This window comes from Trichloromonas sp. (assembly GCF_034006665.1).
Taxonomy (GTDB): Bacteria; Desulfobacterota; Desulfuromonadia; order Desulfuromonadales; family Trichloromonadaceae; genus Trichloromonas.
This window is the reverse complement of the sequence record NZ_JAVESI010000007.1, coordinates 1-23,637: the sequence shown is the minus strand read 5'-3', so window position 1 is coordinate 23,637 and position 23,637 is coordinate 1. Positions and strand designations below refer to the sequence as shown.

The 23,637-nt window shown below is 59.0% G+C and carries 22 protein-coding genes and 1 other annotated feature; of the genes, 6 read left to right on the top strand and 16 right to left on the bottom strand.

Going from position 1 to position 23,637, the window contains the following annotated elements:
• Positions 1-32 precede the first annotated feature (32 nt).
• The 11 genes from RBR25_RS04560 to RBR25_RS04510 form a co-directional block, all read right to left on the bottom strand.
• Positions 33-344, bottom strand: a complete 312-nt coding sequence (locus RBR25_RS04560; protein WP_432818417.1) for a putative nucleotidyltransferase substrate binding domain-containing protein — start codon at positions 342-344, stop codon at positions 33-35.
• Complete coding sequence (locus RBR25_RS04555) at positions 278-607, bottom strand: CBS domain-containing protein (protein WP_432818352.1); 330 nt, start codon at positions 605-607, stop codon at positions 278-280. The genes RBR25_RS04560 and RBR25_RS04555 overlap by 67 nt, the downstream gene beginning before the upstream one ends.
• Positions 608-779: 172 nt before the next feature.
• Positions 780-1,310, bottom strand: a complete 531-nt coding sequence (locus tag RBR25_RS04550; protein ID WP_432818351.1) for a 3-isopropylmalate dehydratase small subunit — start codon at positions 1,308-1,310, stop codon at positions 780-782.
• Between the two features lie 95 nt (positions 1,311-1,405).
• Positions 1,406-2,686, bottom strand: a complete 1,281-nt coding sequence (locus tag RBR25_RS04545; protein WP_432818350.1) for a 3-isopropylmalate dehydratase large subunit — start codon at positions 2,684-2,686, stop codon at positions 1,406-1,408.
• A gap of 152 nt (positions 2,687-2,838) precedes the next feature.
• Positions 2,839-4,377 (bottom strand): 2-isopropylmalate synthase, encoded by a 1,539-nt coding sequence (locus tag RBR25_RS04540; RefSeq protein WP_432818349.1) that lies wholly within the window; start codon positions 4,375-4,377, stop codon positions 2,839-2,841.
• Between the two features lie 174 nt (positions 4,378-4,551).
• Positions 4,552-4,784 (bottom strand) — a binding site (T-box leader).
• A gap of 148 nt (positions 4,785-4,932) precedes the next feature.
• A complete protein-coding gene (gene nifU / locus RBR25_RS04535; RefSeq protein ID WP_432818348.1) occupies positions 4,933-5,304 on the bottom strand; it encodes a Fe-S cluster assembly scaffold protein NifU in 372 nt (123 codons plus the stop codon).
• Between the two features lie 62 nt (positions 5,305-5,366).
• The gene (gene nifS / locus RBR25_RS04530) at positions 5,367-6,581 is read right to left on the bottom strand and encodes a cysteine desulfurase NifS (RefSeq protein WP_432818347.1); all 1,215 of its coding nucleotides are present in this window, start codon (positions 6,579-6,581) and stop codon (positions 5,367-5,369) included.
• A 56-nt stretch (positions 6,582-6,637) separates the two neighbouring features.
• Positions 6,638-7,081, bottom strand: coding sequence for an RrF2 family transcriptional regulator (locus tag RBR25_RS04525; protein WP_432818346.1), 444 nt, complete (start codon positions 7,079-7,081; stop codon positions 6,638-6,640).
• Positions 7,078-7,767, bottom strand: coding sequence for a serine O-acetyltransferase (cysE, locus tag RBR25_RS04520; protein WP_432818345.1), 690 nt, complete (start codon positions 7,765-7,767; stop codon positions 7,078-7,080). The genes RBR25_RS04525 and cysE overlap by 4 nt, the downstream gene beginning before the upstream one ends.
• Before the next feature lie 126 nt (positions 7,768-7,893).
• Positions 7,894-9,954 (bottom strand): ATP-binding protein, encoded by a 2,061-nt coding sequence (locus RBR25_RS04515; RefSeq protein ID WP_432818344.1) that lies wholly within the window; start codon positions 9,952-9,954, stop codon positions 7,894-7,896.
• A gap of 150 nt (positions 9,955-10,104) precedes the next feature.
• Positions 10,105-11,502 (bottom strand): RNA-guided endonuclease InsQ/TnpB family protein, encoded by a 1,398-nt coding sequence (locus tag RBR25_RS04510; protein WP_432818343.1) that lies wholly within the window; start codon positions 11,500-11,502, stop codon positions 10,105-10,107.
• 23 nt (positions 11,503-11,525) lie between these two features.
• Here RBR25_RS04510 and tnpA point away from each other — a divergent pair, with 23 nt between their 5' ends.
• Positions 11,526-11,966 (top strand): IS200/IS605 family transposase, encoded by a 441-nt coding sequence (gene tnpA / locus RBR25_RS04505; RefSeq protein WP_432818342.1) that lies wholly within the window; start codon positions 11,526-11,528, stop codon positions 11,964-11,966.
• A 50-nt stretch (positions 11,967-12,016) separates the two neighbouring features.
• Here the strand turns inward: tnpA and ilvA are convergent, their stop codons facing one another.
• On the bottom strand, positions 12,017-13,525 hold the full coding sequence (gene ilvA, locus RBR25_RS04500; RefSeq protein WP_432818341.1) for a threonine ammonia-lyase, biosynthetic: 1,509 nt from the start codon (positions 13,523-13,525) through the stop codon (positions 12,017-12,019).
• Between the two features lie 232 nt (positions 13,526-13,757).
• On the opposite strand from ilvA, the gene RBR25_RS04495 reads away from it, so the two are divergent.
• Positions 13,758-15,377, top strand: coding sequence for a fumarate hydratase (locus RBR25_RS04495; protein ID WP_432818340.1), 1,620 nt, complete (start codon positions 13,758-13,760; stop codon positions 15,375-15,377).
• Positions 15,378-15,482: 105 nt separating this feature from the next.
• Here RBR25_RS04495 and RBR25_RS04490 read toward each other — a convergent pair whose 3' ends face one another.
• From RBR25_RS04490 to RBR25_RS04480, 3 genes are read right to left on the bottom strand one after another with little or no spacing between them, the layout of a single operon-like run.
• Positions 15,483-17,399 carry a S8 family serine peptidase gene (locus RBR25_RS04490; RefSeq protein WP_432818339.1) on the bottom strand — a complete coding sequence of 639 codons (1,917 nt, stop codon included), beginning with the start codon at positions 17,397-17,399 and terminating at the stop codon, positions 15,483-15,485.
• A gap of 31 nt (positions 17,400-17,430) precedes the next feature.
• Positions 17,431-18,093, bottom strand: a complete 663-nt coding sequence (locus RBR25_RS04485) for a cytochrome c biogenesis CcdA family protein (protein WP_432818338.1) — start codon at positions 18,091-18,093, stop codon at positions 17,431-17,433.
• A 12-nt stretch (positions 18,094-18,105) separates the two neighbouring features.
• Positions 18,106-18,483 (bottom strand): thioredoxin family protein, encoded by a 378-nt coding sequence (locus RBR25_RS04480; protein ID WP_432818337.1) that lies wholly within the window; start codon positions 18,481-18,483, stop codon positions 18,106-18,108.
• A 266-nt stretch (positions 18,484-18,749) separates the two neighbouring features.
• Here RBR25_RS04480 and RBR25_RS04475 point away from each other — a divergent pair, with 266 nt between their 5' ends.
• Complete coding sequence (locus RBR25_RS04475; RefSeq protein WP_432818336.1) at positions 18,750-20,723, top strand: cation:proton antiporter domain-containing protein; 1,974 nt, start codon at positions 18,750-18,752, stop codon at positions 20,721-20,723.
• Between the two features lie 262 nt (positions 20,724-20,985).
• Here RBR25_RS04475 and RBR25_RS04470 read toward each other — a convergent pair whose 3' ends face one another.
• A complete protein-coding gene (locus tag RBR25_RS04470; protein ID WP_432818335.1) occupies positions 20,986-21,684 on the bottom strand; it encodes an arginyltransferase in 699 nt (232 codons plus the stop codon).
• A gap of 155 nt (positions 21,685-21,839) precedes the next feature.
• Here RBR25_RS04470 and RBR25_RS04465 point away from each other — a divergent pair, with 155 nt between their 5' ends.
• Genes RBR25_RS04465 through RBR25_RS04455 form a run of 3 tightly spaced genes read left to right on the top strand, consistent with a single transcriptional unit; the run spans position 21,840 to position 23,485 of the window.
• The gene (locus RBR25_RS04465) at positions 21,840-22,283 is read left to right on the top strand and encodes an NfeD family protein (RefSeq protein ID WP_432818334.1); all 444 of its coding nucleotides are present in this window, start codon (positions 21,840-21,842) and stop codon (positions 22,281-22,283) included.
• Between the two features lie 54 nt (positions 22,284-22,337).
• Positions 22,338-23,192, top strand: a complete 855-nt coding sequence (locus RBR25_RS04460) for an SPFH domain-containing protein (protein WP_432818333.1) — start codon at positions 22,338-22,340, stop codon at positions 23,190-23,192.
• The gene (locus RBR25_RS04455; protein WP_432818332.1) at positions 23,189-23,485 is read left to right on the top strand and encodes a YkgJ family cysteine cluster protein; all 297 of its coding nucleotides are present in this window, start codon (positions 23,189-23,191) and stop codon (positions 23,483-23,485) included. The genes RBR25_RS04460 and RBR25_RS04455 overlap by 4 nt, the downstream gene beginning before the upstream one ends.
• The last annotated feature ends 152 nt before the right edge of the window (positions 23,486-23,637 follow it).

The window sequence follows — 23,637 nt, the reverse complement described above, 5'->3', positions numbered from 1 at the left end:
TCCTGCTGGAATCATGGGGGTAACGGGCGGGTTTAGTTCCGCAGCATGTTCAGGCGGAAATGACTGAACAGGGTGTTCTGGAAGGCCTTGACCACCTTCAGGCTGAGCTTCAAACGTCCCAGCTCCAGCCGGTTGAGTTCTTCCGGATTGATGTAGTTGGTCGGCTCGCGTCCGGCGCGAATCGCCTCGACCTGTCCGCGTAGTCGGAAGAAGACCAGCAGGCTGAAAGTCGCGTCCAGATCCTCGGCCTGCTGAGGCGGCAACACCCCCTGCTCTTTCAGCCACTGGATCTTATCCCGAGTACAGCCGCCGAGCCGACCCCGTTCCAGACAAAGAACCTTGATCCCTTCGGCGATTGCGAAAATTCCGGCCTTTTTAAGATCGATGAGTCCGGCCGGGTCGCCCCCCGGGAGACAACCTTGTTGCGCAGATCGCGGTCGGTGATGATACCGACCGGGGTCTCTTCCTCGCGGACGATGATGCTGGAGACATTTTTCTTCTGCATGATCACGGCCAGGTCGACCACAGTCGTGTCCCCCGAGCAGGTAATCAGATCGCGCCGGCAAAAATCTCCGACCGGGAAGAAAAAGACATTCTCTTCAGTCAACTCCGCACCTCTCGAAACCCCGGAATGAGGATGAACAAACTCAGCCTCAAAAGTTTGTTACAACAGTTTAGCAAAGCTGTCAAACAGTACCATTCATCCGGGGCACGAAAAGCACGGAGCCCGCTCATGCAACAAGCGGGCTCCTTTATTCATCTGCGAAAACGGGGTTGGATCAATAGCGGGCGTCGGCGAACTCCACCCAACCGCCGGCCTGGACCAGTGCTTTGTCGAAGGGGCTGATCTCGAAGCTGAAGGTTTCGGTTTTGCCGCCGGCGACGGCAGTCACCTTCTGTCCGTCAAGATCGACGCTGATCGTGACCTCGCCCTCCTTTTCCAAAGCGAAGAGTCGGTCGAGATCAGCCTTGGGCAACTCGATGGCGAGCATCCCGCCGTTGAAGGTGTTTTGGCGGAAGATGCGAGCGTAACTCTGGGCAATGATGGTATGCACGTCATTGACCTCGAAGACCCAGGGAGCATGCTCGCGGGAAGAGCCGCAGCCGAAGTTCTCGCGGCTGACCACAACCCGGGCCTTTTTCAGCTTCTCGCCCTTGGGATCGAAGCCGTCAAGTTTGAGGTCTTCAAGTATGTAGGGCTTGAGGGCTTCCTTGGTCACCTCGGTCAGATATTTGGCCGGAATGATTTCGTCGGTATTGATGTCGGAACGGTCGAGAAAAATCGCCGGTCCGCCGAAGGTTTTTTTCATGGTCGGTCTCTCCATGTGAAATTTCCATGTAGGGGGGGGGATGGCCATACGCCTTAAGCACACCGCATGCGCCCCTTCATCAGGTTACGACAAAATTACAGCGTCCGCGCATCGGTGATGACGCCCTTGATCGCGGTGGCGGCGGCGGTGGCCGGACTCATGAGATGGACCATCCCTCCCTTGCCCATGCGACCTCTGAAGTTGCGGTTACTGGTCGAGGCGCAGACCTCCCCTTCGGCGAGAACGCCGTTGCTCATCCCCAGGCAGGCGCCACAGGTCGGGTTGGTAACGCAGAAACCGGCTTCCATGAAGATCTGAATGATCCCCTCGGCGAGGGCGTCGCTGAAGATTTTCGGGGTGGCCGGAGAGACGATGCCGCGTACCGTCTCGGCGATCTTTCTCCCTTTGAGAATTGCGGCGACCACGCGCAAATCCTCGATACGGCCGTTGGTGCAAGTCCCGATGTAAATCTGATCAACCTTCGTTCCGGCCATCTCCCCCACGGATTTGACGCAGTCGGGCTTATAGTCGTAGGTGACCTGGGGTTCGAGGGTCGACAGATCGAAGTCGAGCACCTTGTCATAGACGGCGTCATCGTCGGAGATCCACTTGCGGTATTCCTCCAGCGCCGCTTCTTTGCTCTTGAACTCCCCCTGAATGAAAGGCCAGAGATAATTGACGGTGGTCATGTCCGGCATGCAGATGCCGCAGGTAGCACCGGCCTCGATGGCCATGTTGCACAGGGTCATACGCGCATCCATGCTCATGGCATCGATGATCGGTCCTTGGAATTCGAGAACCCGGTCGGTGGCGCCATTGACGCCGACCTGGCCGATGATGAAAAGGATGGCATCCTTGGCGTAAACCCCTTGCGGCAGGGTGCCGGTGAGATTGACGCGAATGGTGGCCGGCTCGCGAAAGGCGCAGACCCCCTTCAAGATGCCGACTTCCAGATCGGTGGTGCCGACACCGGCGGCGAAGGCGCCGAAAGCGCCGTGGGTGCAGGTGTGGCTGTCCCCCATGATGACCGTGAAACCGGGGCGGATGTAGCCCTTTTCGGGGAAGATGGCGTGGCAGACGCCGTTATGGCCGATGTCGAAGAAGTCCTTGATCTGGTGACGGCGCGCCCAATCCCGCAGCATTTTCGCCTGCAAAGCGGTCTTGCTGTCTTTCGATGGGGTAACGTGGTCGATGACCGCCTTAATTTTGTCGGGATCGAAGATCCGGTCCTTGCCCCGTGCTTCCAGGTCGGCGATGGCGACCGGCGTGGTGATTTCATGGCAGAGAACCCGGTCAAGATTGAGCACCTTGGTGCCGGGGAAGGGCTCGTCGCGCAGATGGGCGGCGAAGATTTTTTCGGCAATGGTCTTTCCCATAATCTCTCCTTGGCTGGCTAATTCGATGGCGAAGCGCGGCGATTCTATCCCAAGGGCCGGGAACAGGCAAGTGTTGACCGGCCCGCTCGCGCAAAGCGGGCGGAACAGCCGTGCCGCCGTTCCGCCCGGGAGCCCTTTGTCGATCAAACGCCTCAGACGGTGATGGTGTTGCGTTTGGGGGCGCTGACCAGCTTGTTGAGCGCATTGATATAGGCTTTGGCACTGGCCACGATGATGTCGGGATGAGCGCCCTGGCCGAGAACTTCACGACCGTCTTCTTCGAGACGCACGGTGCATTCCCCCTGAGCGTCGGTACCGCCGGTAATCGCGCCGATGGCGAAATGAAGCAGCCGGGCATTGCTGCCGGTGAGCTTCTTGATCGTCTTGAAGGTGGCATCGACCGGCCCGTCCCCCAGCCGGGCGCCCTTCTTCACCTTGCCGTCCACTTCCATCTCCACCGTGGCAGTGGGCGCGGTGAAGGAACCGGAGGAAACGCTCATCTGCAGCAGCTTGTAGGTTTCAGGGATGCGAATGATCTCGTCAGCGACGATGGCGTCGATATCCTCGTCGAAGATCTCCTTTTTCTGATCGGCCAGGGCCTTAAAACGAACAAAGGCCTTTTCGATATCCTCCTTGCCCAGATCGTAACCCAGCTGCTCCAAGCGCTGGATGAAGGCATGGCGCCCGGAATGTTTGCCGAGAACGAGCTTGTTCTGGTTGAGGCCGATGGACTCGGGAGTCATGATCTCATAGGTCGACTTCTCCATGAGCACGCCGTGCTGATGAATCCCCGCCTCGTGGGCGAAAGCGTTGGCGCCGACAATAGCCTTGTTGGGCTGGACAACGATGCCGGTGATGGTCGAAAGCAACTTGCTGGCGGCATAGATGTGCTCGGTAACGATATCGGTATGAAAAGGGAGGATGTCATGACGGGTGCGCAGGGTCATGACCACCTCTTCAAGAGAGCAGTTGCCGGCCCGTTCACCGATACCGTTGATGGTGCACTCCACCTGCTCGGCACCGGCCTGCACCGCCGCCAGGGAGTTGGCCACGGCCAGCCCGAGATCGTTGTGACAGTGCACAGAAAGTACGGTTTTCTCGATATTTGGAACATGATCCTTAAGATACTTGATGATGTTGAAATACTCCGAGGGAATGGTGTAGCCGACGGTGTCGGGAATATTCACCGTCTTGGCTCCGGCAGCAATGACCGCCTCGACCACCTTGGCGAGAAAGGGAAGCCGGGTGCGGACCGCGTCCTCGGCGGAAAACTCGACATTGGGCGTGTATCCGGCGGCCCGTTTCACCGCCTTTACGGCCGTCTCGATGACCTGTTCCTCACTCATCTTGAGCTTGTACTTCATGTGAATGTCGCTGGTGGCGATGAACGTATGGATACGACCCCGCTCCCCGGCGTACTTGAGCGCCTCCCAAGCGCGGTCGATATCCATGTTATTGGCCCGGGAGAGGCCGGCGATCTGCGGCCCCTTGATCGCCTTGGCTACCCGCCGCACCGCCTCGAAATCCCCTTCCGAGGCGATGGGAAAACCGGCCTCGATGACATCGACATTCATCTTTTCAAGGAGATGGGCGATGCGCAGTTTTTCTTCGATGTTCATGCTCGCGCCGGGAGACTGTTCGCCGTCACGCAACGTGGTGTCGAAAATCTTGATCTTCTTGGTCTGACTCATGGTTTCCTCCAGATTAGGTTCCCCGCCCGGCATTCCCTAAGAATTCGGGGGTTCAGGTCGAATATTCCGCTTTGCTTGCCGTGCTGACTCGCCGACCGTTCAAGGGCCGGCTCGCCCAGGTCCGATTCCATCCGACCACCCCCTTTCGTCAAATAAAAAACTCCCGCCCCTAAAAACAGGGGCGAGAGCCTTTGCTTCGCGGTACCACCCTGATTCGTCCGCCTTCGCCAAGGGGCTGTTGCGAACCTTGTTTCTCCCTTTACGCAGGCTCACGTCCCAAGCTAACCGCTAACGGCTTCACCCAGGCGACTCCGAGGCGAGTTCGGCGGTTTCCGTACCGGCTCGCAGCGACCGCCGGCTCTCTGTAACGGAAAGGAGCGCCTACTACTCCTCATCCACGTCTTTAATCCATGTGCTTTACTATAAAACAGAGTCGGGGGCGGGATGTCAAGCCGCTTTCCACCTGAAAGACCGCGAAAACGGCTTTTTTCAACATCCCCATACCCGATTTGATAAAGCAAAATACCCTCCGCTTCAACGCCGTGGGCGCCGGGCTCAGGCGGGATGCTTGGACTGGTAGTCCTTGATCGCCTCGTGCAGGGCATCGGCGGCCAGGTTGGAACAATGCATCTTCTGCGCGGGCAGTCCGTCGAGGGCCTCGGCGACGGCGGCGTTGGTCAGTTCCAATGCCTCGTCGAGGGTCTTGCCGATAGCCATTTCCGTCACCATTGACGAGGTGGCGATGGCCGCGCCACAGCCAAAAGTCTTGAACTTGATGTCCTTGATGACATTGTCCTCGACTTTGAGAAAGATCTTCATGATATCGCCGCAGGAGGCGTTTCCGACCTCGCCGACGCCGTCGGCGTCTTCGATCTCGCCGACGTTGCGGGGGTTGGAGAAGTGATCCATCACTTTATCGGAATACATAAGAAATCTCCTTCATCCGGCCTTTATATAACGGTTCAAGTTTAACGGATAACCATCTGGTTCTAAAGCACTTTTCTGATAACCTGGCATTCCATGCAAGAGAGCGGTTCGTCCCGGTTGTACAAGGGACTCATTTCTCGCAGACGCTGCACGATGGGCGGCAAAACCTCGAGAACGTAATCAACATCCGCCTCGGTATTGTCCGTGCCCAAACTGAAGCGGGTACTCGAATGAGCCAGAATCACGTCGACGCACATGGCCCCCATGACATGGGAGGGTTCCAGCGATCCCGAGGTACAGGCCGAACCGGAGGAGGCGGCGATGCCTTTCATATCGAAGTTGAGCAGCAGCGACTCCCCTTCGATATAGGCGAAACTCACGTTGAGGGTGTTGGGCAAGCGCAGATTCGGGTCGGGGTGACCGTTGAGCTTGACATCCGGAATCCCTTCGAGAATCCCCCGTTCGAGCCGGTCGCGCAGAGCACGAATGCGGACGCCCTCGGTTTCGAGATGGGCGCCCGCCAGTTCACAGGCGACGCCGAAACCGACAATCCCGGCGACGTTGTGGGTACCGGCGCGCCGGCCGCGTTCCTGATGGCCACCATGTATAAAGGGGGTCAGACGGGTGCCGCGCCGGATGTAGGTTGCTCCCACCCCCTTGGCCGCCCCGAGCTTGTGACCGGAAAGAACGAGCAGATCGACATTGGCCTTCTGCACATCGACGGGAATCTTCCCCACGGCCTGCACCGCATCGGTATGAAAACGGACCTTATACTTGCGGGCAATGGCGCCGATTTCCTCGATAGGATAAAGATTACCCGTTTCATTGTTCGCCCACATCACCGAAATGAGGATGGTTTTATCGGTGATCGCCGCTTCCAGATCGGTCAGGTTGAGCATGCCGTTGTGGTCGACGGGCAGATAGGTCACCTTCACTCCCTGTTTTTCCAGGGCTTTGCAGGTTTCGAGCACGGCTGGATGCTCCACGGCGGTGGTAATGATGTGATTCCCTTTTTCGCGCAAGGCATCGACCGTCCCCTTCAGGGCCATATTGTCCCCCTCGCTGCCGCAGGAGGTAAAGACGATCTCGGCCGGCGAACAGTTGATCAGCTGCGCCACCTGCTCGCGAGCCTTTTCCACCGCACCGCCTACCGCCCGTCCGGCCCAATGAACACTGGAAGGGTTGCCGAACTGTTCGCGGTAAAAGGGCAGCATGGCTTCAAGAACTTCAGGGCGAACCGCCGTGGTAGCGTTATTATCCATGTAGATGCGTTTCACGATTTTTCCTCCAAAAATCACTTCTATCCGGCTCAAGGGCCAGGGAACAGGGTCTTCTAACGAACTTCGGACGCCGGCACCGCTTCCCGCTTCCGCCGCGCTTCCCCGGTCAGGTCGTCCAGGGTCATGGACGCCAGGAATCCACGGATTTTCTCCGCCAGCCCCTGCCAGACGCTGTGCGTCACACACTGGGAATCGCAGGAACAGCGGCCATCCTCATCCATGCAGGCAAGGGGGACCAGTGACTCCTCAACACTTTCGATAATCTCGTCGACGCGAATACGCGAAGCGGGCCGGCCAAGGACATAGCCGCCGCCAGGGCCGCGCACGCTCTCCACAATCCCCCGGCGTCGGAGCTTGACAAACAACTGCTCCAAGTAGGTCTGGGAGATCTCCTCGCGGGTGGCGATATCCTTCAGGCTGACGGGAGCGTTCTCCCCGTGGAGATGGAGGCTGACCATGGCCCGCACTGCATACTGGGCCTTGGTCGAGAGTCTCATGCTCTTTTCCCCGCGGAATCCCCCTCGGGAGTCTCCCCGGCTGCGGCGCCGGAAAGGCGGTTGACCTTCTCTTCGAGGGCGCGCAACTGATCGAAGAGACAGGAGATCGCCTTGGCTTCCGGGTCCGGCAAGCGCCCATGTTCAAGATCGGCTCGGCTTTCCGGATTGACGCCGTCAGACAAAACAATCCGCCCGGGGACGCCGACGACGGTGGAATTGGGCGGTACTTCCTTGACCACCACCGAATTGGAGCCGATCTTGCTGTTGTCGCCGACGGTGAAAGGACCGAGAATCTTGGCTCCCGAGCCGACCACAACATTATTGCCCAGGGTCGGATGGCGCTTCTCTTTGGCCCAAGAGGTCCCACCAAGGGTGACGCCGTGGTAGAGGGTGCAGTTGTCACCGATTTCCGCCGTTTCACCGATCACCACGCCCATGCCGTGATCGATAAAAAAGCCCCTGCCGATTCTGGCGCCGGGATGAATTTCGATGCCGGTCAGAAAACGTCCGGCATGGGAAACAAGCCTCCCGAGAAAATAGAACTTGCGCCGCCACAGGGCATGGGCCACACGATGCGTGAGCACGGCATGAAAACCGGGGTAACAGAAACAAATCTCCAGTTTGCTGCGCACAGCCGGGTCACGTTCGAAGACAACTTTGAAATCTTCTTTTATCGTTGAAAACACTTGCGGGTCTCCTCTCTTACGAGATCAGCACTTTTGAACCACCGATAACATACCTGATTGAAACTGTCAACTATTTCGACCGCCCTTTGCACGGGGAAAATCGGCGGGTCGGGGATGGGGCTTTTCTTAGTAATTGGGATCCACTTTGGGCAGGGTGAAAGAAAAACGACTGCCGCGGCCGATTCGGCTCTCGACCTGGATTTCGCCGTGGTGGGATTCGATGATCTTCTTGCAGATATAGAGCCCCAGGCCGCTCCCCTGACGGGAATCGCCCCGCTCGACCTGATAGAACTGTTCAAAGAGGCGGGGCAAAGCCTCCTCGGGAATCCCCTTGCCCGTATCTTCGATGGCAAAGCGCACGGCATCGCTGGTCTCGTCGACAAAAAGGTGAATAGTGCCGCCGATCGGAGTGAACTTGACGGCATTGCCAAAAAGGTTGACCAACACGCGATAGATCCGTTCCTCGTCGTAGAGAGCAACGGCGCTTTCGGGGAAGGTGGTTTTCAGGATCAACTGACTCGTTTCCAGCAGCGGGCGGCAATCATATAGAAATTCGCGGATAGTCGCAATCAGATCGCAGCGTTCCACCACCAGCGGCATACTCCCCGATTCGAGGCGGGATAGGTCGAGCAGGTTGTTGATCAGATCGGCCAGCCGGTCCGCTGCCGCGACCGCTTCCTCCACATAGACCCGCTGTTCGTCCGATAACCGCGCCTGATCGGTTTCGGCAAGCAAGGAACAATAGCCACTGACAATGGTAAGCGGGGTGCGCAGTTCGTGGACGGCGGTATGGAGAAACTCGGTCCGGGCCTGATCGGCCCGAACCAGAGCCGCATTGGCCGTCTCAAGAAGTTCCTTGACCCGTAGCAGATCCTCTTCGATGCGGCGCTGGTCGGTGACGTCGCGCAGTGCCGCGACCCGCAGGCCGTCAAGCACCGGACGGGCGCCGATACTCACCGAAAAGGTGCGCGGCTCGCCGTCTTTAGGCACAAATTCGATGTCGAAACGGCCATCGACGCCGATCGAGTCATCAGTGGCGATGCGACGGGTCAGAAAGCGCTCCTGCACATCCATGCCGAAGAGTTCCGCCAGGGACACACCGCAGAGGCTGGTAGAAGATCCACCAACCATGTCGACCAGACAGCGGTTGGCATAGGCGATCGTGCCGGCGGCGGAAAAAGCCATGAGCCCTTCCGAAGCATTCTCGAAGAGCTCTTCATAGGCCTGCTTGATGCGCAGATCCGCCTCCAGGCGTTTTTTGGCGACACGCAGCACTTCCGCCTCCTCCCAGACCAAGCGGAAGAAGTCGCTGGATTTGAACGCCGTCACCACCACATTGGAAACCAGCCGGCAAAAGCCGACCTCATCCCGATCCACCCCCTCTCCGGGACGGGCGATGCGGATGATCATAGCGCCGATGACACGGCGGGCATCGATCACAGGAAAGACCAGAACTGCGCTGATATCCCGCCCTTCAAACGCGGGCAAAATCTCGGCGAGGAGGGGATTTTCCGCCACATTCTCGACCAGCAGCGGCCGCCCGGTGGCCATCACCTGGCGGATCTCCGGATAATTTTTCAAATCGATGCGGAACGTCGGGCGACGGATATCCGCTGTCGTCGCCACGACATAAGCGCAGCCCTCCGCGTCCCGCACCAGGGCGATGGAACAGCGATCCACCGACTCCAGATGGGTGGAAATCTGCCGGGCAATCTCCTTAAGGGCGGCGCCGGCATCGCCGTTTTCGCTCAGGGTTTCGGAAATTTTCAGCAGCGCGTCGTAATGGCGGGCTTTCTTGTCGCAGCCGGCGAAGGCCTGCTTTTTCAGAAGAGCGCCCTGAATGCGGGCGAGAAGCTCATCGAAGTCGAAGGGCTTGGCGATATAATCGTCGAAACCGTCACGGAAGGGATTGACCAGACTGTCCCGATCCGGATGCGCCGTCATGAGCAGGATCGAAATCTCTTTCAAGCCGGGCTGTGAGCGCAGAAAACGGCAGACTTCCAAGCCGTCGCGGTCGGGCATACAGAGATCGACAAGAACCACGTCAGGGGGATCGGCACAGGCAAGGCGGCAGCCCTCCTCTCCCCCGGACGCCAGAACCACATGCAATCCGGCATCCCGCAACAGGTCGGAGAGTATTTCACGGGTCACGCGGTCATCATCAATGACCAAAACCGTTGGGCGCATAATCCTCCGGGGAAAAACGGCTCATACCACAAGAAACGGAGCCTCTTCCGACATGGGCGACCGCTTCGGCATGAAAAATTTGTTTATTCTCCCGTGAAAATCAAACCTTGTCAATCCAGAGAAACCTCTACACAATGAACTCTCCCGCCACTAAACACCTGCCGGCGTTGTAATGGGGGTTTCCCGGTTCCGTGAAGACGGCGTTCGGGGCGTTGGCTCCCGAACGGCTGACACCTTCTCCCCGGGCGTGACTTCGGACCGTTCCGGCCCTAGTTGTTTCCGTATGCCGCTGCGGCGCGGCGTTTTGAACTCGATCTCACCCGCGAGAAGTAACCGCACGCCCCGGAGTTTGACGACTCCGGCGGCATTAAAATCGGCGTTCTCGGCATGTCCGCAGCGTTGGCAGGCGAACTCGGCTTGCGACAGCCGATTGCCCGGGGAAGTGAAGCCGCAGAGGCGGCATTCCTGCGAACTGTGGTGAGGCGGCACGACGATGGCGAGCTTGCCCATGCGCCGGGCCTTGTAACGGGTGAACTGATGAATCCGGCCCCAGGCGCTGTGCAGAATCGCCCGGTTGAGTCCGGCTTTCTGGCGGACGTTGCGCCCCGGTTTGTCGACGGTGCCCTTGGCCGAGCGGGTCATGTTCTTTGTCCGCAGATCCTCGAAGACGAACAGCCGGGCCTGAAGATCGTCCACCAGGGCTCGACTGGCTTTGTGAGCCATGTCGGAACGGACCCGGGCCTCGTAGAGAGCGTACCGGGCCGCCCGCTGATGGGCCTTGGTTCTCCGGCGCGAACCCTTTTCCCGCCGGGCGGCGATCTTCTGCCAGCGTTTGCGGTGGCGCTCGGCTCCGGCCAACCGCTTTTTCTGGATGGAAGAGAAATCGAACCGGCTGCCGTCGCAGACCGCCGCCGGGATTGCCACACCCCGGTCGATGCCCCGGGTCACCTGAAGCAGAGCCGCTTCGCCCAGCCGTTGAAGCTCGGCGGCGATCTGGGCTTCGGTCTGTTCCGGCGCTCCGTCCTCGACGGCAAAGGACAGATGCCATTGTCCCGATTCGACGCTGAGAATAATCGACGCGGGTGTCTTCTCGACCGGGCGGTGCGCTCTTACCGGAATCTCGCCCAGGGGGAACTTTTTGGTTCCGACCGCCAAGCGGATTCCGTCTTCGTAAGGGGCCAACTCGAACAGCTCGCGGGTGAGTAGGACCGATTGCCGGCCCTGGCGGGATTTGATCTTCGGGCGGCCCTGGCAGGCCTCGGAGAAGAACCGCTGGTACGCCTGCCGCCAGCGGTAGGCTCCGTTTCGCAATACGACGGCAGGGACTTCCCGCAGAAACGCGGTCTGTTCGGTGATGAAATGGGCATACTGCTGATCCCGTGGAATCGGCACTCCGCACAACGCCGGGGCCTTGCGGGAGAACCGGCGGAAATAGCGGTCCTCGCCGACCTTGGCGTTGTAGATGAACCGTTGGCAGCCGATCCAGCGCAAAAGGATCTGCTGCTGCTCGGGTGTCGGGTAGATGCGGAATTTGTTGCCGGTTTGCATAGGGTTATGATACATTAAGCCGCATGGGAAATCAAACAACAAAATCGCTAAGTCATGCCGTCTATTCGATTAGGCTGCATATTGTTTTCGTCACCAAATATCGGCGGCGAGTGCTCTCCCCGCCGATTCTCGACTATCTCAAGACGGCGTTCTCCGAGATTCTGGACGACTGGCGATGCGAATTGATCGAGTTCGGCGGCGAGGTCGACCATGTCCATCTGCTGGTATCCATCCATCCGGCGCTGGACATCTCGGTTTTGGTCAACAATCTCAAAACCGCTTCGGCTCGACGGACCCGGAACCGTTTCGCGGAGCATGTCTCTCAATTTTATTGGAAGCCGGTTTTCTGGCACAGGGCTTACTTCGTCGGAAGCGTCGGAGAAGTCTCGCTGGAAACGATCCAGCGATACATCGAATCCCAAGGCACGAAGGAAAAACCGCGAAAATCAAAACCCCTCGCTTGACCCGCCTCCTGGCGCTGCGCGCCTAGCAGGGGGAATGCGCTCGGTCTTGTTCAAAGGAAAAGACGATAGGCCGCGTTGTTGCTCTCCTCCGTGTAACGATAACCCAAATCCTTCAGAAAGGAGCGAAAGTCCCCTTCTTCCCCCTTCGGAATCTCCAGACCGATCAGCACTCGGCCGTAATCCCCGCCCTGCATGCGGTAATGAAAGAGGGAAATATTCCAGTTTTCCCCCATGGAACCCAGGAAGCGGGTCAGGGCGCCCGGCCGCTCGGGAAACCAGAAACGGTAGAGGACCTCGCGCCCAACTTCGGCGGATTTGCCGCCGACCATGTAGCGGACATGGGTCTTGGCGAGGTCGTTGTCGGTGAGATCAAGATTGACGAAGCCCTTACTTTCAAGCTGACGGCCGAAGTCGATGCGTTCCCGCTCGTCGCGGATCGACAGGCCGACAAAGATATGCGCCCGCTCCCGGCCGGACAGGCGATAGTTGAATTCGGTGATACTCCGTTCCTCGCCGATTTCCGCGCAGAAACGCTTGAGAGCGCCGGGCTCTTCGGGAATGGTGACGGCGAAGAGCGCCTCCTGCTTCTCGCCGATCTGCGTACGCTCGGCGACATAGCGCAACCGCTCGAAATTCATGTTCGCCCCGGAGTTGATGGCGATCAGGGTCTGGCCATTCACCTTGCGTTCCCGGATGTATTTCTTCAGTCCGGCTACCCCCAGGGCGCCGGCCGGTTCGACGATGGAACGGGTACTCTGGTAGATGCTCTTGATAGCGCCGCAGAGTTCGTCGGTATCGACGCGAATGATTTCATCGACACAGCGCCGGCAGTAATCGAACGTCAGCTTGCCGACCTCCCGCACCGCCACGCCGTCGGCAAAAATTCCCACCGAATCGAGACGCACCCGACGACCGGCCTGAAGGGAGCGGTACATGGCATCGCTGTCCTCCGGTTCAACGCCGACAATTCGGATCTCGGGGCAGAGCGCTTTGAGATAGCCGGCGATGCCGGCGATCAGACCGCCGCCGCCGACCGGGACAAAGACCGCATCCATCCTGCCGGCGCTCTGGCGAAGAAGCTCCACCGCCACCGTTCCCTGACCGGCAATCACCAAGTCATCATCGAAGGGATGGATAAAGACCATACCCGTTTCATCGATGAGATGATCACAGTAATCCTGCGCCTCCGAGTAGCTGTCACCATGAAGCAGAACCTCGCCGCCCAGACGCCGCACGGCCTCCACCTTGATCAGCGGAGTCGTACGGGGCATGACGATGACCGCACGGATGCCCAACTTACGGGCGGAAAAAGCGACCCCCTGGGCATGATTGCCGGCCGAGGCGGCGATCACGCCGCGCCGACGTTCCTCTTCGGAAAGATGCGCGATGCGGTTGTAGGCGCCTCGCAGTTTAAAGGAAAAGACCGCCTGCAAATCCTCACGCTTGAGCAGAATGCGGTTATTGAGCTGAGCCGAAAGAACCGGCGCCTCGTCGAGAGGCGTTTCCACGGCCGCTTCGTAAACCCGCGAGGTCAATATCCATTTCAGCAGTTTCTGCATGCGATTCCTCCTGTCAAACCGGTCGCCGGTTTCAGCGATGCGGCAAATAAACGCAAAGGTTTTACTATACCCACAGGACGATAAAATCCACAGGAAATTTCCCCTATGCCCGGCAAGCATCATCTTAGTGTCGACAAATGAACAGGACTTCTATATACTTTCGGATCGATTGTTTACGGGCGCGGCGAAAGTGGGTTCGCCGCTCATTCAATACCGAAAAGGAGAGAACACCATGCCGGAATTCAAGTACCAGGATCCCTTCCCGCTGGCCAAGGACGAAACCAAGTACTACAAGATCCCCGGATCGGAAAAGTATGTCTCGGTCGTCAAGTTCGACGGGAAGGATATCGTCAAGGTCGATCCCGAAGCGCTCACCGTCCTCGCCAACCAGGCATTCCGTGACGTCTCCTTCCTGCTCCGGCCGGAGCACAATGAGCAGGTTGCCAAGATTCTGACCGATCCCGAAGCCTCCCCCAATGATCGCGGCGTAGCCATGGCCTTTTTGCGCAACGCCGAAATCTCCGCCAATTTTGAACTTCCCCTCTGCCAGGATACCGGCACCGCCACCATCGTCGCCAAGAAAGGCCAGCAGGTCTGGACCGGCGCGAAGGATGAGGAATTCCTCTCCAAAGGCGTTTACAAGACCTACACCGAGGAAAACCTGCGCTACAGCCAAACCGCCGCTCTCGACATGTACACTGAGAAGAACACCGGTACCAACCTGCCGGCGCAAATCGACATCATGGCAACCGAAGGCGACGCCTACAAATTCCTCTTCATCACCAAAGGCGGCGGTAGCGCCAACAAGACCATGCTCTATCAGGAAACCAAGGCACTGCTCACTCCCGCCAACCTGGAAAAATTCCTGGTCGAAAAGATGAAGTACCTCGGCACCGCCGCCTGTCCTCCCTACCACATCGCCTTTGCCATCGGCGGAACCTCCGCCGACGCCTGCCTGAAAATCGTCAAACTGGCCTCCACGAAAGAACTCGATGGACTGCCGACAGTCGGCAACGAATACGGTCAGGCCTTCCGCGATCTGGAGATGGAAGAAAAACTGCTCAAAGCCGCCCAGAAACTCGGTATCGGCGCCCAGTTCGGCGGCAAATACTTCGCCCATGACGTACGCGTCATTCGTCTTCCCCGCCACGGCGCCTCCTGCCCCGTCGGCATGGCCGTCTCCTGCTCCGCCGACCGCAACGCCAGGGCGAAAATTACCAGAGAAGGCCTCTTTATCGAGGAACTGGACCGCAACCCCGGCCGCCTGATCCCGGAAAAATATCGCGGCAGACAAGAGCGCGGCACCCGCATCAACCTCAACCGGCCAATGAAGGAAGTTCTGGCCGACCTGACCAAGCTCAAGGTTGGCGACGCGCTGCTCCTCGACGGCACCATCGTCGTCGGTCGCGACATCGCACACTCCAAGTTCAAAGAAATTCTCGACAGCGGCAAGCCGCTCCCTGATTATCTTAAGAACCACCCGATCTACTACGCCGGCCCGGCCAAGACCCCGAAAGGCAAGCCCTCCGGCTCCTTCGGTCCCACTACCGCCGGCCGCATGGATTCCTATGTCGATCTGCTCCAGTCCAACGGCGGCTCGATGATCATGATCGCCAAGGGCAACCGCAGCCAAGAAGTCACCGACGCCTGCAAGAAGCACGGCGGCTTCTACCTCGGCTCCATCGGTGGCCCGGCAGCCGTTCTGGCCGAAGAGAACATCAAGAAGGTCGAGTGCATCGACTTCCCCGAACTCGGCATGGAAGCGGTCTGGCAGATCGAAGTCGTCAACTTCCCGGCCTTCATCCTGGTCGATGACAAAGGGAACGATTTCTTCAAGCAGCTGGGCCTGTAAGCGCCGGTTGAACATTCGTTAAGATGAAAAAACCGCCCCGGCCTTCTTGGCCTGGGGCGGTTTTTTTATGCCCAGATTTCTTGGAGACGAAAAAAGACGGGTAACTTACAGGCCGGTGGTGAAACTCTGTACCGGTCCCTCGGTGCGCTCACCCCGTTCGTCCACGACCGTCACCTGCCAATAATAGGTGGTCTGCGGGGTCAGCCCGGACGGGGTCAGGCTTCGTTCCGTCTCGAATGGCTCAGGCTCAGGTGCTGATACTGGCGCTTGTGCCGGTGCCGATCCCCCGCTCCCGCCCCCACCACAGGAGAGCAGCAGCAACAGAGCGGAAGCGAGAAGCGCAGCAAAAAGCCAACGACGGGTGTTGCGGCGGCGCACAGCGAAAAAGAAGGGGATGAAAATTCCTCCCGCGCCCGCGAAAAGCATTCCGTTTGCGGGAATCCCCGAGAACGCGACGGTGATCGGCGTGCTGTCGCGAAAGTCGGCATAGGTGGAAATGCGCACTTCGCTGGTGACCGAATCCCCGTCGGCGTCAGGCAGAATATCCCAGCGCAAGGTGACAGGGAGGGCAACGCCGATGGCGCCGTCGGCCGGAGCTAGGGGTTGTGGCGCCGGTGGTGGGGTATTGACGTTCAGTAGATCGTAGGCGCTGCGCACATTCAACAACCCATAGCCGTAGCTGTTATCGGCGCCCACCGGCCCCAAGTCGGTCGCCGAGTTTTTTAAGGCCGCTTCCAGTTCGTCGATCCGGGTATCGGGAAAAGCACTCAGAAGTAGAGCCATGGCGCCGGCCCCATGGGGAACGGCGATCGAGGTTCCGGTAACATAATAGTAGGGGGCCGCGGCGGTCAGTCCCGTGGTCTTGACATAAAACCCCGGGGCCACCAGTTCAGGATAAATCGTTCCGTCGCAGGCCGAAGGGCCGCGACCGCTGAAATCGGAGATGGTCGTTTCCGAGGTCATGGTTCCGACCGAACCGACGGCGAAGGATTCGGCGTAACTGGCGGGGGCGACACTACTGTAAAAGGGGGCTTCACCCGTCATGGGATCAAGATCAATATTACCGGCGGGGAAGAGAACGGCGATGCCCGCCGCCTTGAGCATCGCCACCGCTTGGCGTAGATGCGTTACCGTCTCGTCGCAAATGTTCGGGGCCTCCTCGAAACCCCAGGAATTGTTCACCACATGGGGCGCATCGTCGGTGGCCGGGTCGCCGTCGGGATCGAGCAGCCAGTCGAAACCCGCCAGGATGGAAGAAGTGGGAGCCTCGCCGGTATCGTTGAAAATCTTTACGGCGATCCAGCGGGCTTCCGGCGCCACCCCGATATAGGAACCGTCGGCGTTGCCGCCGAGAATCACCCCCATCGCACTGGTGCCGTGTCCGTCCACATCGACAGGCGTGAGATGCTCACCGTTGGGATCGAACCAACTGTTGGTCCCTCCGCGCCAGCGGGAGCCGAGGTCGGGGTGGATGATATCGACGCCGGTATCCATGGTGGCAACGGTAACCCCCTGGCCGGCGTAACCCAGGTTCCAAAGCTCAGGAGCCTTGATCAGCCTGATATTCGATTCGGCCGGACCGGCCGTAAGGGCAGGGACTATTTCCGGGGGGTAGAGTACCTCGTCGTAGGTCATGGCGACGACGTCGGAACGGGCGGCTAGTTCACGCAAGGTATCGGCACTGGCGGTAAAGGCCAGACCGTTAATTATGTAGAGATCCTTAATGTTGGGAACATTGCGCGAGCGCAGGAAATCCCGGGCCGCCTTTTGCGAAGAAGCAGCCCGCTCCTTGAGCAGGCTCGCCAGTCGCGGCCGGCGCTGCCCCGCTTGGTCGCGCAAGGCCATCGGTTCGACCCCGCCCCGGAAGGTGACAATGACGGAAATCATCTCATCCGGTGAGGAAGAGTCGATCAGGGACTGGAGTCGGGGGTTGAGGGTCGCACCCGTTGCCGGGAGCGAAAATCCCAGCAAAGAAACGCAGACAGCCGTCAAAAGCAGCCAATGAAGTCGAAAGCGCCTCATAATACCCCCCTGTCCTTGTTTGCGGGTTGACTCAGGAAGACATGCCGATCACCAGCATGCCGGAATTAAGAATGGCGATACCGAAGGCCACCAGTACCAGGCCGCTGACGATACGCACCGCCAGGGGATAGGCGTTGACGAGGCGAATCTTCTGACGCACGGACTGGGAGGCATAACCGGCCAGCAGCATGGGAATAGCGAAACCCAGGGAATAGAAAGCGAGCAGCACCAGCCCTGTGATGATTTTTCCCTGGGTCGCCACCAGAGTCAGCACCCCCGAAAGCATGGGACCAACGCAGGGGATCCAGACCAGACCCAAGGTCAGCCCAAGAATCAGCCCCGACCAGCGGCCCCCGCTTTTCGACTGGATGCGGTTGAAAACATGGATGTTCTTGAACAGATTCACGCCGAATAGCAGCAGAATGCCGAAGAGGATGATGGTGACACCGGAGATCTTCTCGAAGAGGGGCATGACCGAGGCCATGGCTCCGCCGAAGAGGGCGGTCAACGCGCCCATGGCCATGAATCCGGCGCTCAGGCCGAGAACGATGAGCAACGGGCGATGGCGATGGTCCTCGGCGCTGCCGGTCACGAGAATGGGCACGACCGGCAGGACGCAAGGGGAGGCGACGCTGGCGAGTCCGGCCGCCGTCGCCAGCAAGACGGAAGACAGGGATAAATCCAGGAGAGGCATGGAAATTCTCCCCTACTTCAGCTCGTTGAGCAGAAAACGAATTTCTTCGACATTCTTCACCCCGGGAGTCAGGCGACGAATCTCCTTGCCGCCGCCGTCGACAAGAATCAGCGACGGCAAGCCACGTATGCCGAATTGCCCGAAGAGCGGACGATCCTCGGGGAGCGTCGTACGAATTTCACGAATGCCGACCCGGCCACGCAATTCATCCGCCATCCCCGCCAGAATGCGCCCTTGCATCATACAAGGCCCGCCGTTCGGATCAAGGAAAAAGAGCAGTTGGGGAGTGCCGTCCTGGCCCAAAATGGCCGTGTCCGCGGTAACTTTTTCCCCTTCGGAACAACCCAGAAGGAACATGAGCAGAAAAAAACCGAATACGTTTTTGAGCATGAACAACCTCCGAAAAAATTTTCTTGAATATATTAATTATCATATTCCATGTCAAGATTGACGATCAGCCGGTTAATCAGGGCCGATCCTGCGTCATCCACACTTTGAGTGCCCGGAAAGGACAGGACGGCCACCGGCAAGAATTAAGGCTAAAACCGGGGTGCTTCCGGGTAGAAAAAATGCTAGCATCACGAAATGCGATGCCGTCGCACCGACAAGTCACGGCTTCCAAATCCCGCTAATTTTCTATGAGATCCTGAATTGTTATGGGCATTGCCGCAGATATCGTCATCATCGTCGTTGCCGCCCTGGCCGGCGGCCTCGTCGCCCAGCGCCTCAAGCAGCCGCTGATTCTCGGTTACATTCTCGCCGGGGTGCTGGTCGGTCCCCATACCGGGGGCATCTCCATTTCCGACTCCCACGACATCGAACTGCTCGCCGAAATCGGTGTGGCGTTGCTCCTCTTCGCCCTCGGCCTGGAATTCTCCCTGAAAGAGCTGCAACCGGTACGCAAGGTCGCCCTTATCGGCACGCCGATCCAGATTCTGCTGACCATGGCCTTTGGTTATGCCATCGGCCTCCTTTTCGGCTGGGAACGGAATGCCGCCCTCTGGTTCGGCGGACTGATTTCCCTGTCGAGCACCATGGTCGTGCTCAAGACCCTGATGAACCAGGGGATTCTCGGCACCCTGTCGAGCCGGGTGATGATCGGCATGCTCATCGTCCAGGATCTGGCCATCGTGCCGATGATGATCGTGCTGCCGCAGCTGAAAAATCCGGCGGCGGGACTGCCGATTCTCGGGGTCGCGGCGGTCAAGGCGACGATCTTTCTGGTGCTGATGGTCGTCGTCGGCACCCGCCTGATCCCCTGGCTGATGAAGCGGGTCGCCGGCTGGAACTCGCGGGAACTTTTCACCCTGGCAATCACCGCCATGGGGCTGGGTATCGGCTATGGCACCTTCCTCTTCGGCTTGTCCTTCGCCTTCGGCGCCTTCGTCGCCGGGATGATCCTGAGTGAATCAGATTACGGTCATCAGGCCTTAAGCGATATCATCCCCCTGCGCGATATTTTTGGCCTGCTCTTCTTCACCTCGGTGGGCATGCTCCTCGATCCCGCCTTTCTGCTCTCGCACATCGGCCAGGTTCTGACCATCGTCTTTCTGGTCATCGTCGCCAAGGCCGGCATCTTCGCCACCATCACCCGCGCCTTCGGCTACGTCAACGTCGTCCCCTTGGCCGCCGGTCTCGGCCTCTTTCAGGTCGGGGAGTTCTCTTTCGTCCTCGCCCGGGTCGGGGTCGCCACCGACTCGATCTCCCAGGAACTCTATTCCCTGACCCTGACGGTGGCGGTGGTCACCATGCTCCTCACTCCCCTGCTCTCCTCCCTCACCGCCCCGCTCTACGCTTTGCGCAAGAGTCGCTTCAAGCATGAACCCCTGCAGACCATGAACATTCCCGATCAGGGTCTGCGCGACCATGTGGTGCTGGCCGGCGGCGGCCGCGTCGGACGTTATCTGGCCAACGTTCTGCAACGCCTCGATATCCCTTTCGTCATCATCGAACTCAACCATTGGCGGGTCGAGCAGGCCAAGGACGACGGCTTTCCCACCGTCTTCGGCGACGCCACCCACGCCGTGGTGCTGGAAGCGGCGGAAATCCATCGGGCCAAGCTGATGCTCATCACCACCCCGGTGGCGGTGACCGCGTCGGCGGTCGCCACCCAGGTGCATACGTTGAACCCGGATCTGCGCATTATCGCCCGCGCTTCCAGCATCGAGGAGATGCAACTGCTCCATGAGGAAGGGGTCTATCAGGTGGTCCAGCCGGAATTCGAAGCCAGCCTCGAATTCACCCGCCAGGCCCTGCTCTACCTAAACATGCCGGTCAACAAAATCCAATGGTATACCGACGCCGTGCGCCGCGAACTCTACTCCCCCCTCTACGAAGGGGAATTGGGTTACGAGGCGATCACCCAGTTACAGGATGCCACCCGCCTCTTGGAACTGTCCTGGGTGGCTCTGGACGGCGACAGCCCCCTGCTCGGCAAGAACATCGGCGAACTGCGGATTCGCAGCCAGACCGGCGCCTCCATCGTCGGTATCCTGCGTCGGGGGGAGATGCAGACCAATCCCTCCCCCGATTTCCGCTTCGCCGCCAGCGACCTGGTCGGCGTCATGGGCGAGCCGGAACAGCTGACCGCCTTTCAGAATCTGGCTGAAGGACGACCTTTAACCCCTTGATACAACGACGGTCATCCATGAACAACCCCTTTGCTACCAGAGATCGTGAACAGGCTCAGGCATTCTTTCGCCGACTCTTGGCCACCGTCAAGACCGCTCCTGTTCATGGTCCCCTCTATATCAGCTCCGTCGGTAGCCGATACCTCCCGAATCTCGCATCGCAACGGAGGATTTTCCCGCTGAGGGCTTCCCCGACCCGCAGTTGGGGAGGCTCCGGGCTGGGGCAAAGAGCGGATGGCCACGTGTAACGGCGAATGGAAGCTTAAGGATCGCCGATCGTCCGCCACTGCCCCGTCCGCCAGTCCAGATGCTGACGAGGACGGAACCGATCCTTGTAGGCCAGGGAACGACATTCGGCCACATAATAGCCGAGATAATACCAGGTCAAACCGAGTGCGCGGGCCTGCTCGATCTCCTTGAGAATGCTGAAGGTTCCCGGATTGAAGGCGGCATAGGCGGGATCGAAGGCAAAATAGACGCTGCTCAGACAGTCGGCGCCGACATCGAGGATACCGATTCCGGCCTGTTCTTCTTCCACGAAAAGTTCCGACTGCATGGCGGGGCAGGAAGGCATGTAGAAATTAAGGAGGAAATCCTCGGACTGAGCCTCCAGCCCGAAGCGTTGCCGAGCATGTTCCCGGTAAATGGTGAAAGCGCGGTCACTCAGCTTCAGGGGGCCAAAGCGTACCGAAAGGGCGGCGGCTTTTTTCAGTACCCGGCGCTGTTCCCGGCTAGGGGTGAATTCCGCGACGGGGATCCTTAAAGGGGTGCAGGCGCGGCAGTCGGGGCAGGCGGGACGGAAATAGTAGAGCCCAAACTTGCGCCAGCCTGCGGCCAGATAGCGGGAAAGTTCGACCCCGTCGAGCCGACCGGCAAGGAAGAATTCATAGCGTTTTTTCCGCCCCGGAAGATAGGGGCAGTCACTCGGCTCTTCGAGCTGCGGAGGTTGGATTAAACGCATCGACGGCCGCCTTGACAGAAACCCAAAGATTGGTCATTTTGATGAGGGCGGTCAGCATCGCACAGGTCTCGGCCGCGCGTCAACCATGCCGGCCGAGACCAAACCGCCGCCGCTAGGCAAGGGGTTCATTTTTCATAACAAGGAGGGATGATACGATGCTTTACTGGCACTGGCTGACCCTGGGACTGCTGCTGATCCTGGCCGAGCTTTTCATCCCCAGCTTCACCATCTTCTGGTTCGGCCTCGGCGCCCTGCTGGTCGGCGGGCTGCTCCTGCTTCTCGGCGAGTTGGCCTTGAACTGGCAGATCTTCATCTGGGCCATTGCCTCCTGCCTCTTCACTTTTTTATGGTTCCGCTTTTTCAAACCGCGCATGACCGACCGCACCAAAGCCGGTCTCTCCCGCGAAGCCATTATCGGAGAGAGCGGCCAGGTCATTCACCCCCCGGAAGAAGGACGACGGGGCACGGTCCGTTTCGCCAAGCCCCTGCTCGGTTCCGACGAATGGCCCTTCATCTGCGAGCAAACGGTCGCCATCGGCGACCGGGTCTTCGTCAAGGATGTCTCGGGGAATACGTTGATTGTAGAGAGGCGAAGCTGAAGGCTGAAGGAAACTGTGTCACAAACGCTTCAATCAATAAAGGAGATTGAAAGTATGGAAGGATTGGTGGTTGTCGTCGTTTTTCTGGTGCTGGTGGCCGTAACCATCTCTCTTGGGGTACGCATTGTTCCCCAGGGATACAAGCATGTGGTGCAACGCCTCGGCAAATACCACGCCACCCTCGGCCCGGGCTTGAACATCATTATCCCCTACATCGACACGGTTTCCTACAAGGTCACGACCAAGGACATCGTTCTCGACATCCCCTCCCAGGAGGTCATCACCAAGGACAACGCCGTCATTGTCGCCAACGCCGTCGCCTACATCAATATCGTCTCGCCGGAAAAAGCGGTCTACGGCATTGAAGATTACCGCATCGCTATCCGCACCCTGGTGCAAACCTCGCTGCGCTCCATCGTCGGGGAAATGGACCTGGATGACGCCCTTTCCTCCCGCGACATGATTAAAGCCAAACTCAAGGAAGCCATTTCCGACGACATCGCCGATTGGGGGATTACCCTGAAGACCGTGGAGATTCAGGATATCAATCCCTCCCCGACCATGCAGAAGGCCATGGAGGAACAGGCCGCCGCCGAGCGCGGCCGGCGCGCCACCGTCACCCGTGCCGAAGGAGAAAAATCCGCCGCCATCCTCCAGGCCGACGGCCGCCTCGAAGCCTCCAGGCGTGACGCCCAGGCCCAGGTGGTTCTGGCCGAGGCAAGCCAGCGGGCGATCACCAAGGTGACGGAGGCGATCCAGACCAACGAACTCCCGGTCATGTATCTGCTCGGCGAAAAATACATCGACGCTGTAAAGAACGTTTCCGGCGCGCCCAACGCCAAGATCGTCCTGCTCCCCGCCGACATTCCGGCGGCGGTGCGCGGCCTGATGGGGCATCTGAACAAATGAGGCCCAAAAAGTCGGGGGCAACGCCGGAAGAGCTCTCCCCCGAGGAGTGGGAAGCCCTCTGCAAACGTTGCGGGCAATGCTGTTTTGAAAAATGGGTGGAAGAAGACGGCACCATCCGCCCGACCACGATCCCCTGCCGCTTTCTCGACATCGTCACCCGCGAGTGCAAGGTCTACCACAAGCGTTTCGAAGTGGATGAAGGATGCGTCAAACTGACCCCCGCGTTGGTTGAAACCGTGCAGTGGCTCCCCCCCGATTGTGCCTATGTGCGGTGGATGCAGGGAAAGAGATGATTTCCTAGGTATCCGATTAAGACACCAAGCGGGAATTCCCGGGATTTCAATTCCGGGATGAACGCGTTTTTGCGCGAAGCGCAAATTAACGTGTTGACAGCTATCCAAACCGTGAGAGGGTGAATTATCACCACAGACGGAGCGGCAATGAT

Coding starts and splice junctions, on each gene's coding strand:
- RBR25_RS04490 (WP_432818339.1), bottom strand. CDS start 17,399: ATGAGGCGCTTTCGACTTCATTGGCTGCTTTTGACGGCTGTCTGCGTT.
- RBR25_RS04455 (WP_432818332.1), top strand. CDS start 23,189: ATGAGGCCCAAAAAGTCGGGGGCAACGCCGGAAGAGCTCTCCCCCGAG.
- RBR25_RS04545 (WP_432818350.1), bottom strand. CDS start 2,686: ATGGGAAAGACCATTGCCGAAAAAATCTTCGCCGCCCATCTGCGCGAC.
- RBR25_RS04540 (WP_432818349.1), bottom strand. CDS start 4,377: ATGAGTCAGACCAAGAAGATCAAGATTTTCGACACCACGTTGCGTGAC.
- RBR25_RS04475 (WP_432818336.1), top strand. CDS start 18,750: ATGGGCATTGCCGCAGATATCGTCATCATCGTCGTTGCCGCCCTGGCC.
- RBR25_RS04515 (WP_432818344.1), bottom strand. CDS start 9,954: ATGCGCCCAACGGTTTTGGTCATTGATGATGACCGCGTGACCCGTGAA.
- RBR25_RS04465 (WP_432818334.1), top strand. CDS start 21,840: ATGCTTTACTGGCACTGGCTGACCCTGGGACTGCTGCTGATCCTGGCC.
- RBR25_RS04550 (WP_432818351.1), bottom strand. CDS start 1,310: ATGAAAAAAACCTTCGGCGGACCGGCGATTTTTCTCGACCGTTCCGAC.
- RBR25_RS04460 (WP_432818333.1), top strand. CDS start 22,338: ATGGAAGGATTGGTGGTTGTCGTCGTTTTTCTGGTGCTGGTGGCCGTA.
- ilvA (WP_432818341.1), bottom strand. CDS start 13,525: ATGCAGAAACTGCTGAAATGGATATTGACCTCGCGGGTTTACGAAGCG.
- RBR25_RS04470 (WP_432818335.1), bottom strand. CDS start 21,684: ATGCGTTTAATCCAACCTCCGCAGCTCGAAGAGCCGAGTGACTGCCCC.
- tnpA (WP_432818342.1), top strand. CDS start 11,526: ATGGGAAATCAAACAACAAAATCGCTAAGTCATGCCGTCTATTCGATT.
- RBR25_RS04495 (WP_432818340.1), top strand. CDS start 13,758: ATGCCGGAATTCAAGTACCAGGATCCCTTCCCGCTGGCCAAGGACGAA.
- RBR25_RS04485 (WP_432818338.1), bottom strand. CDS start 18,093: ATGCCTCTCCTGGATTTATCCCTGTCTTCCGTCTTGCTGGCGACGGCG.
- RBR25_RS04525 (WP_432818346.1), bottom strand. CDS start 7,081: ATGAGACTCTCGACCAAGGCCCAGTATGCAGTGCGGGCCATGGTCAGC.
- RBR25_RS04480 (WP_432818337.1), bottom strand. CDS start 18,483: ATGCTCAAAAACGTATTCGGTTTTTTTCTGCTCATGTTCCTTCTGGGT.
- RBR25_RS04510 (WP_432818343.1), bottom strand. CDS start 11,502: ATGCAAACCGGCAACAAATTCCGCATCTACCCGACACCCGAGCAGCAG.
- nifU (WP_432818348.1), bottom strand. CDS start 5,304: ATGTATTCCGATAAAGTGATGGATCACTTCTCCAACCCCCGCAACGTC.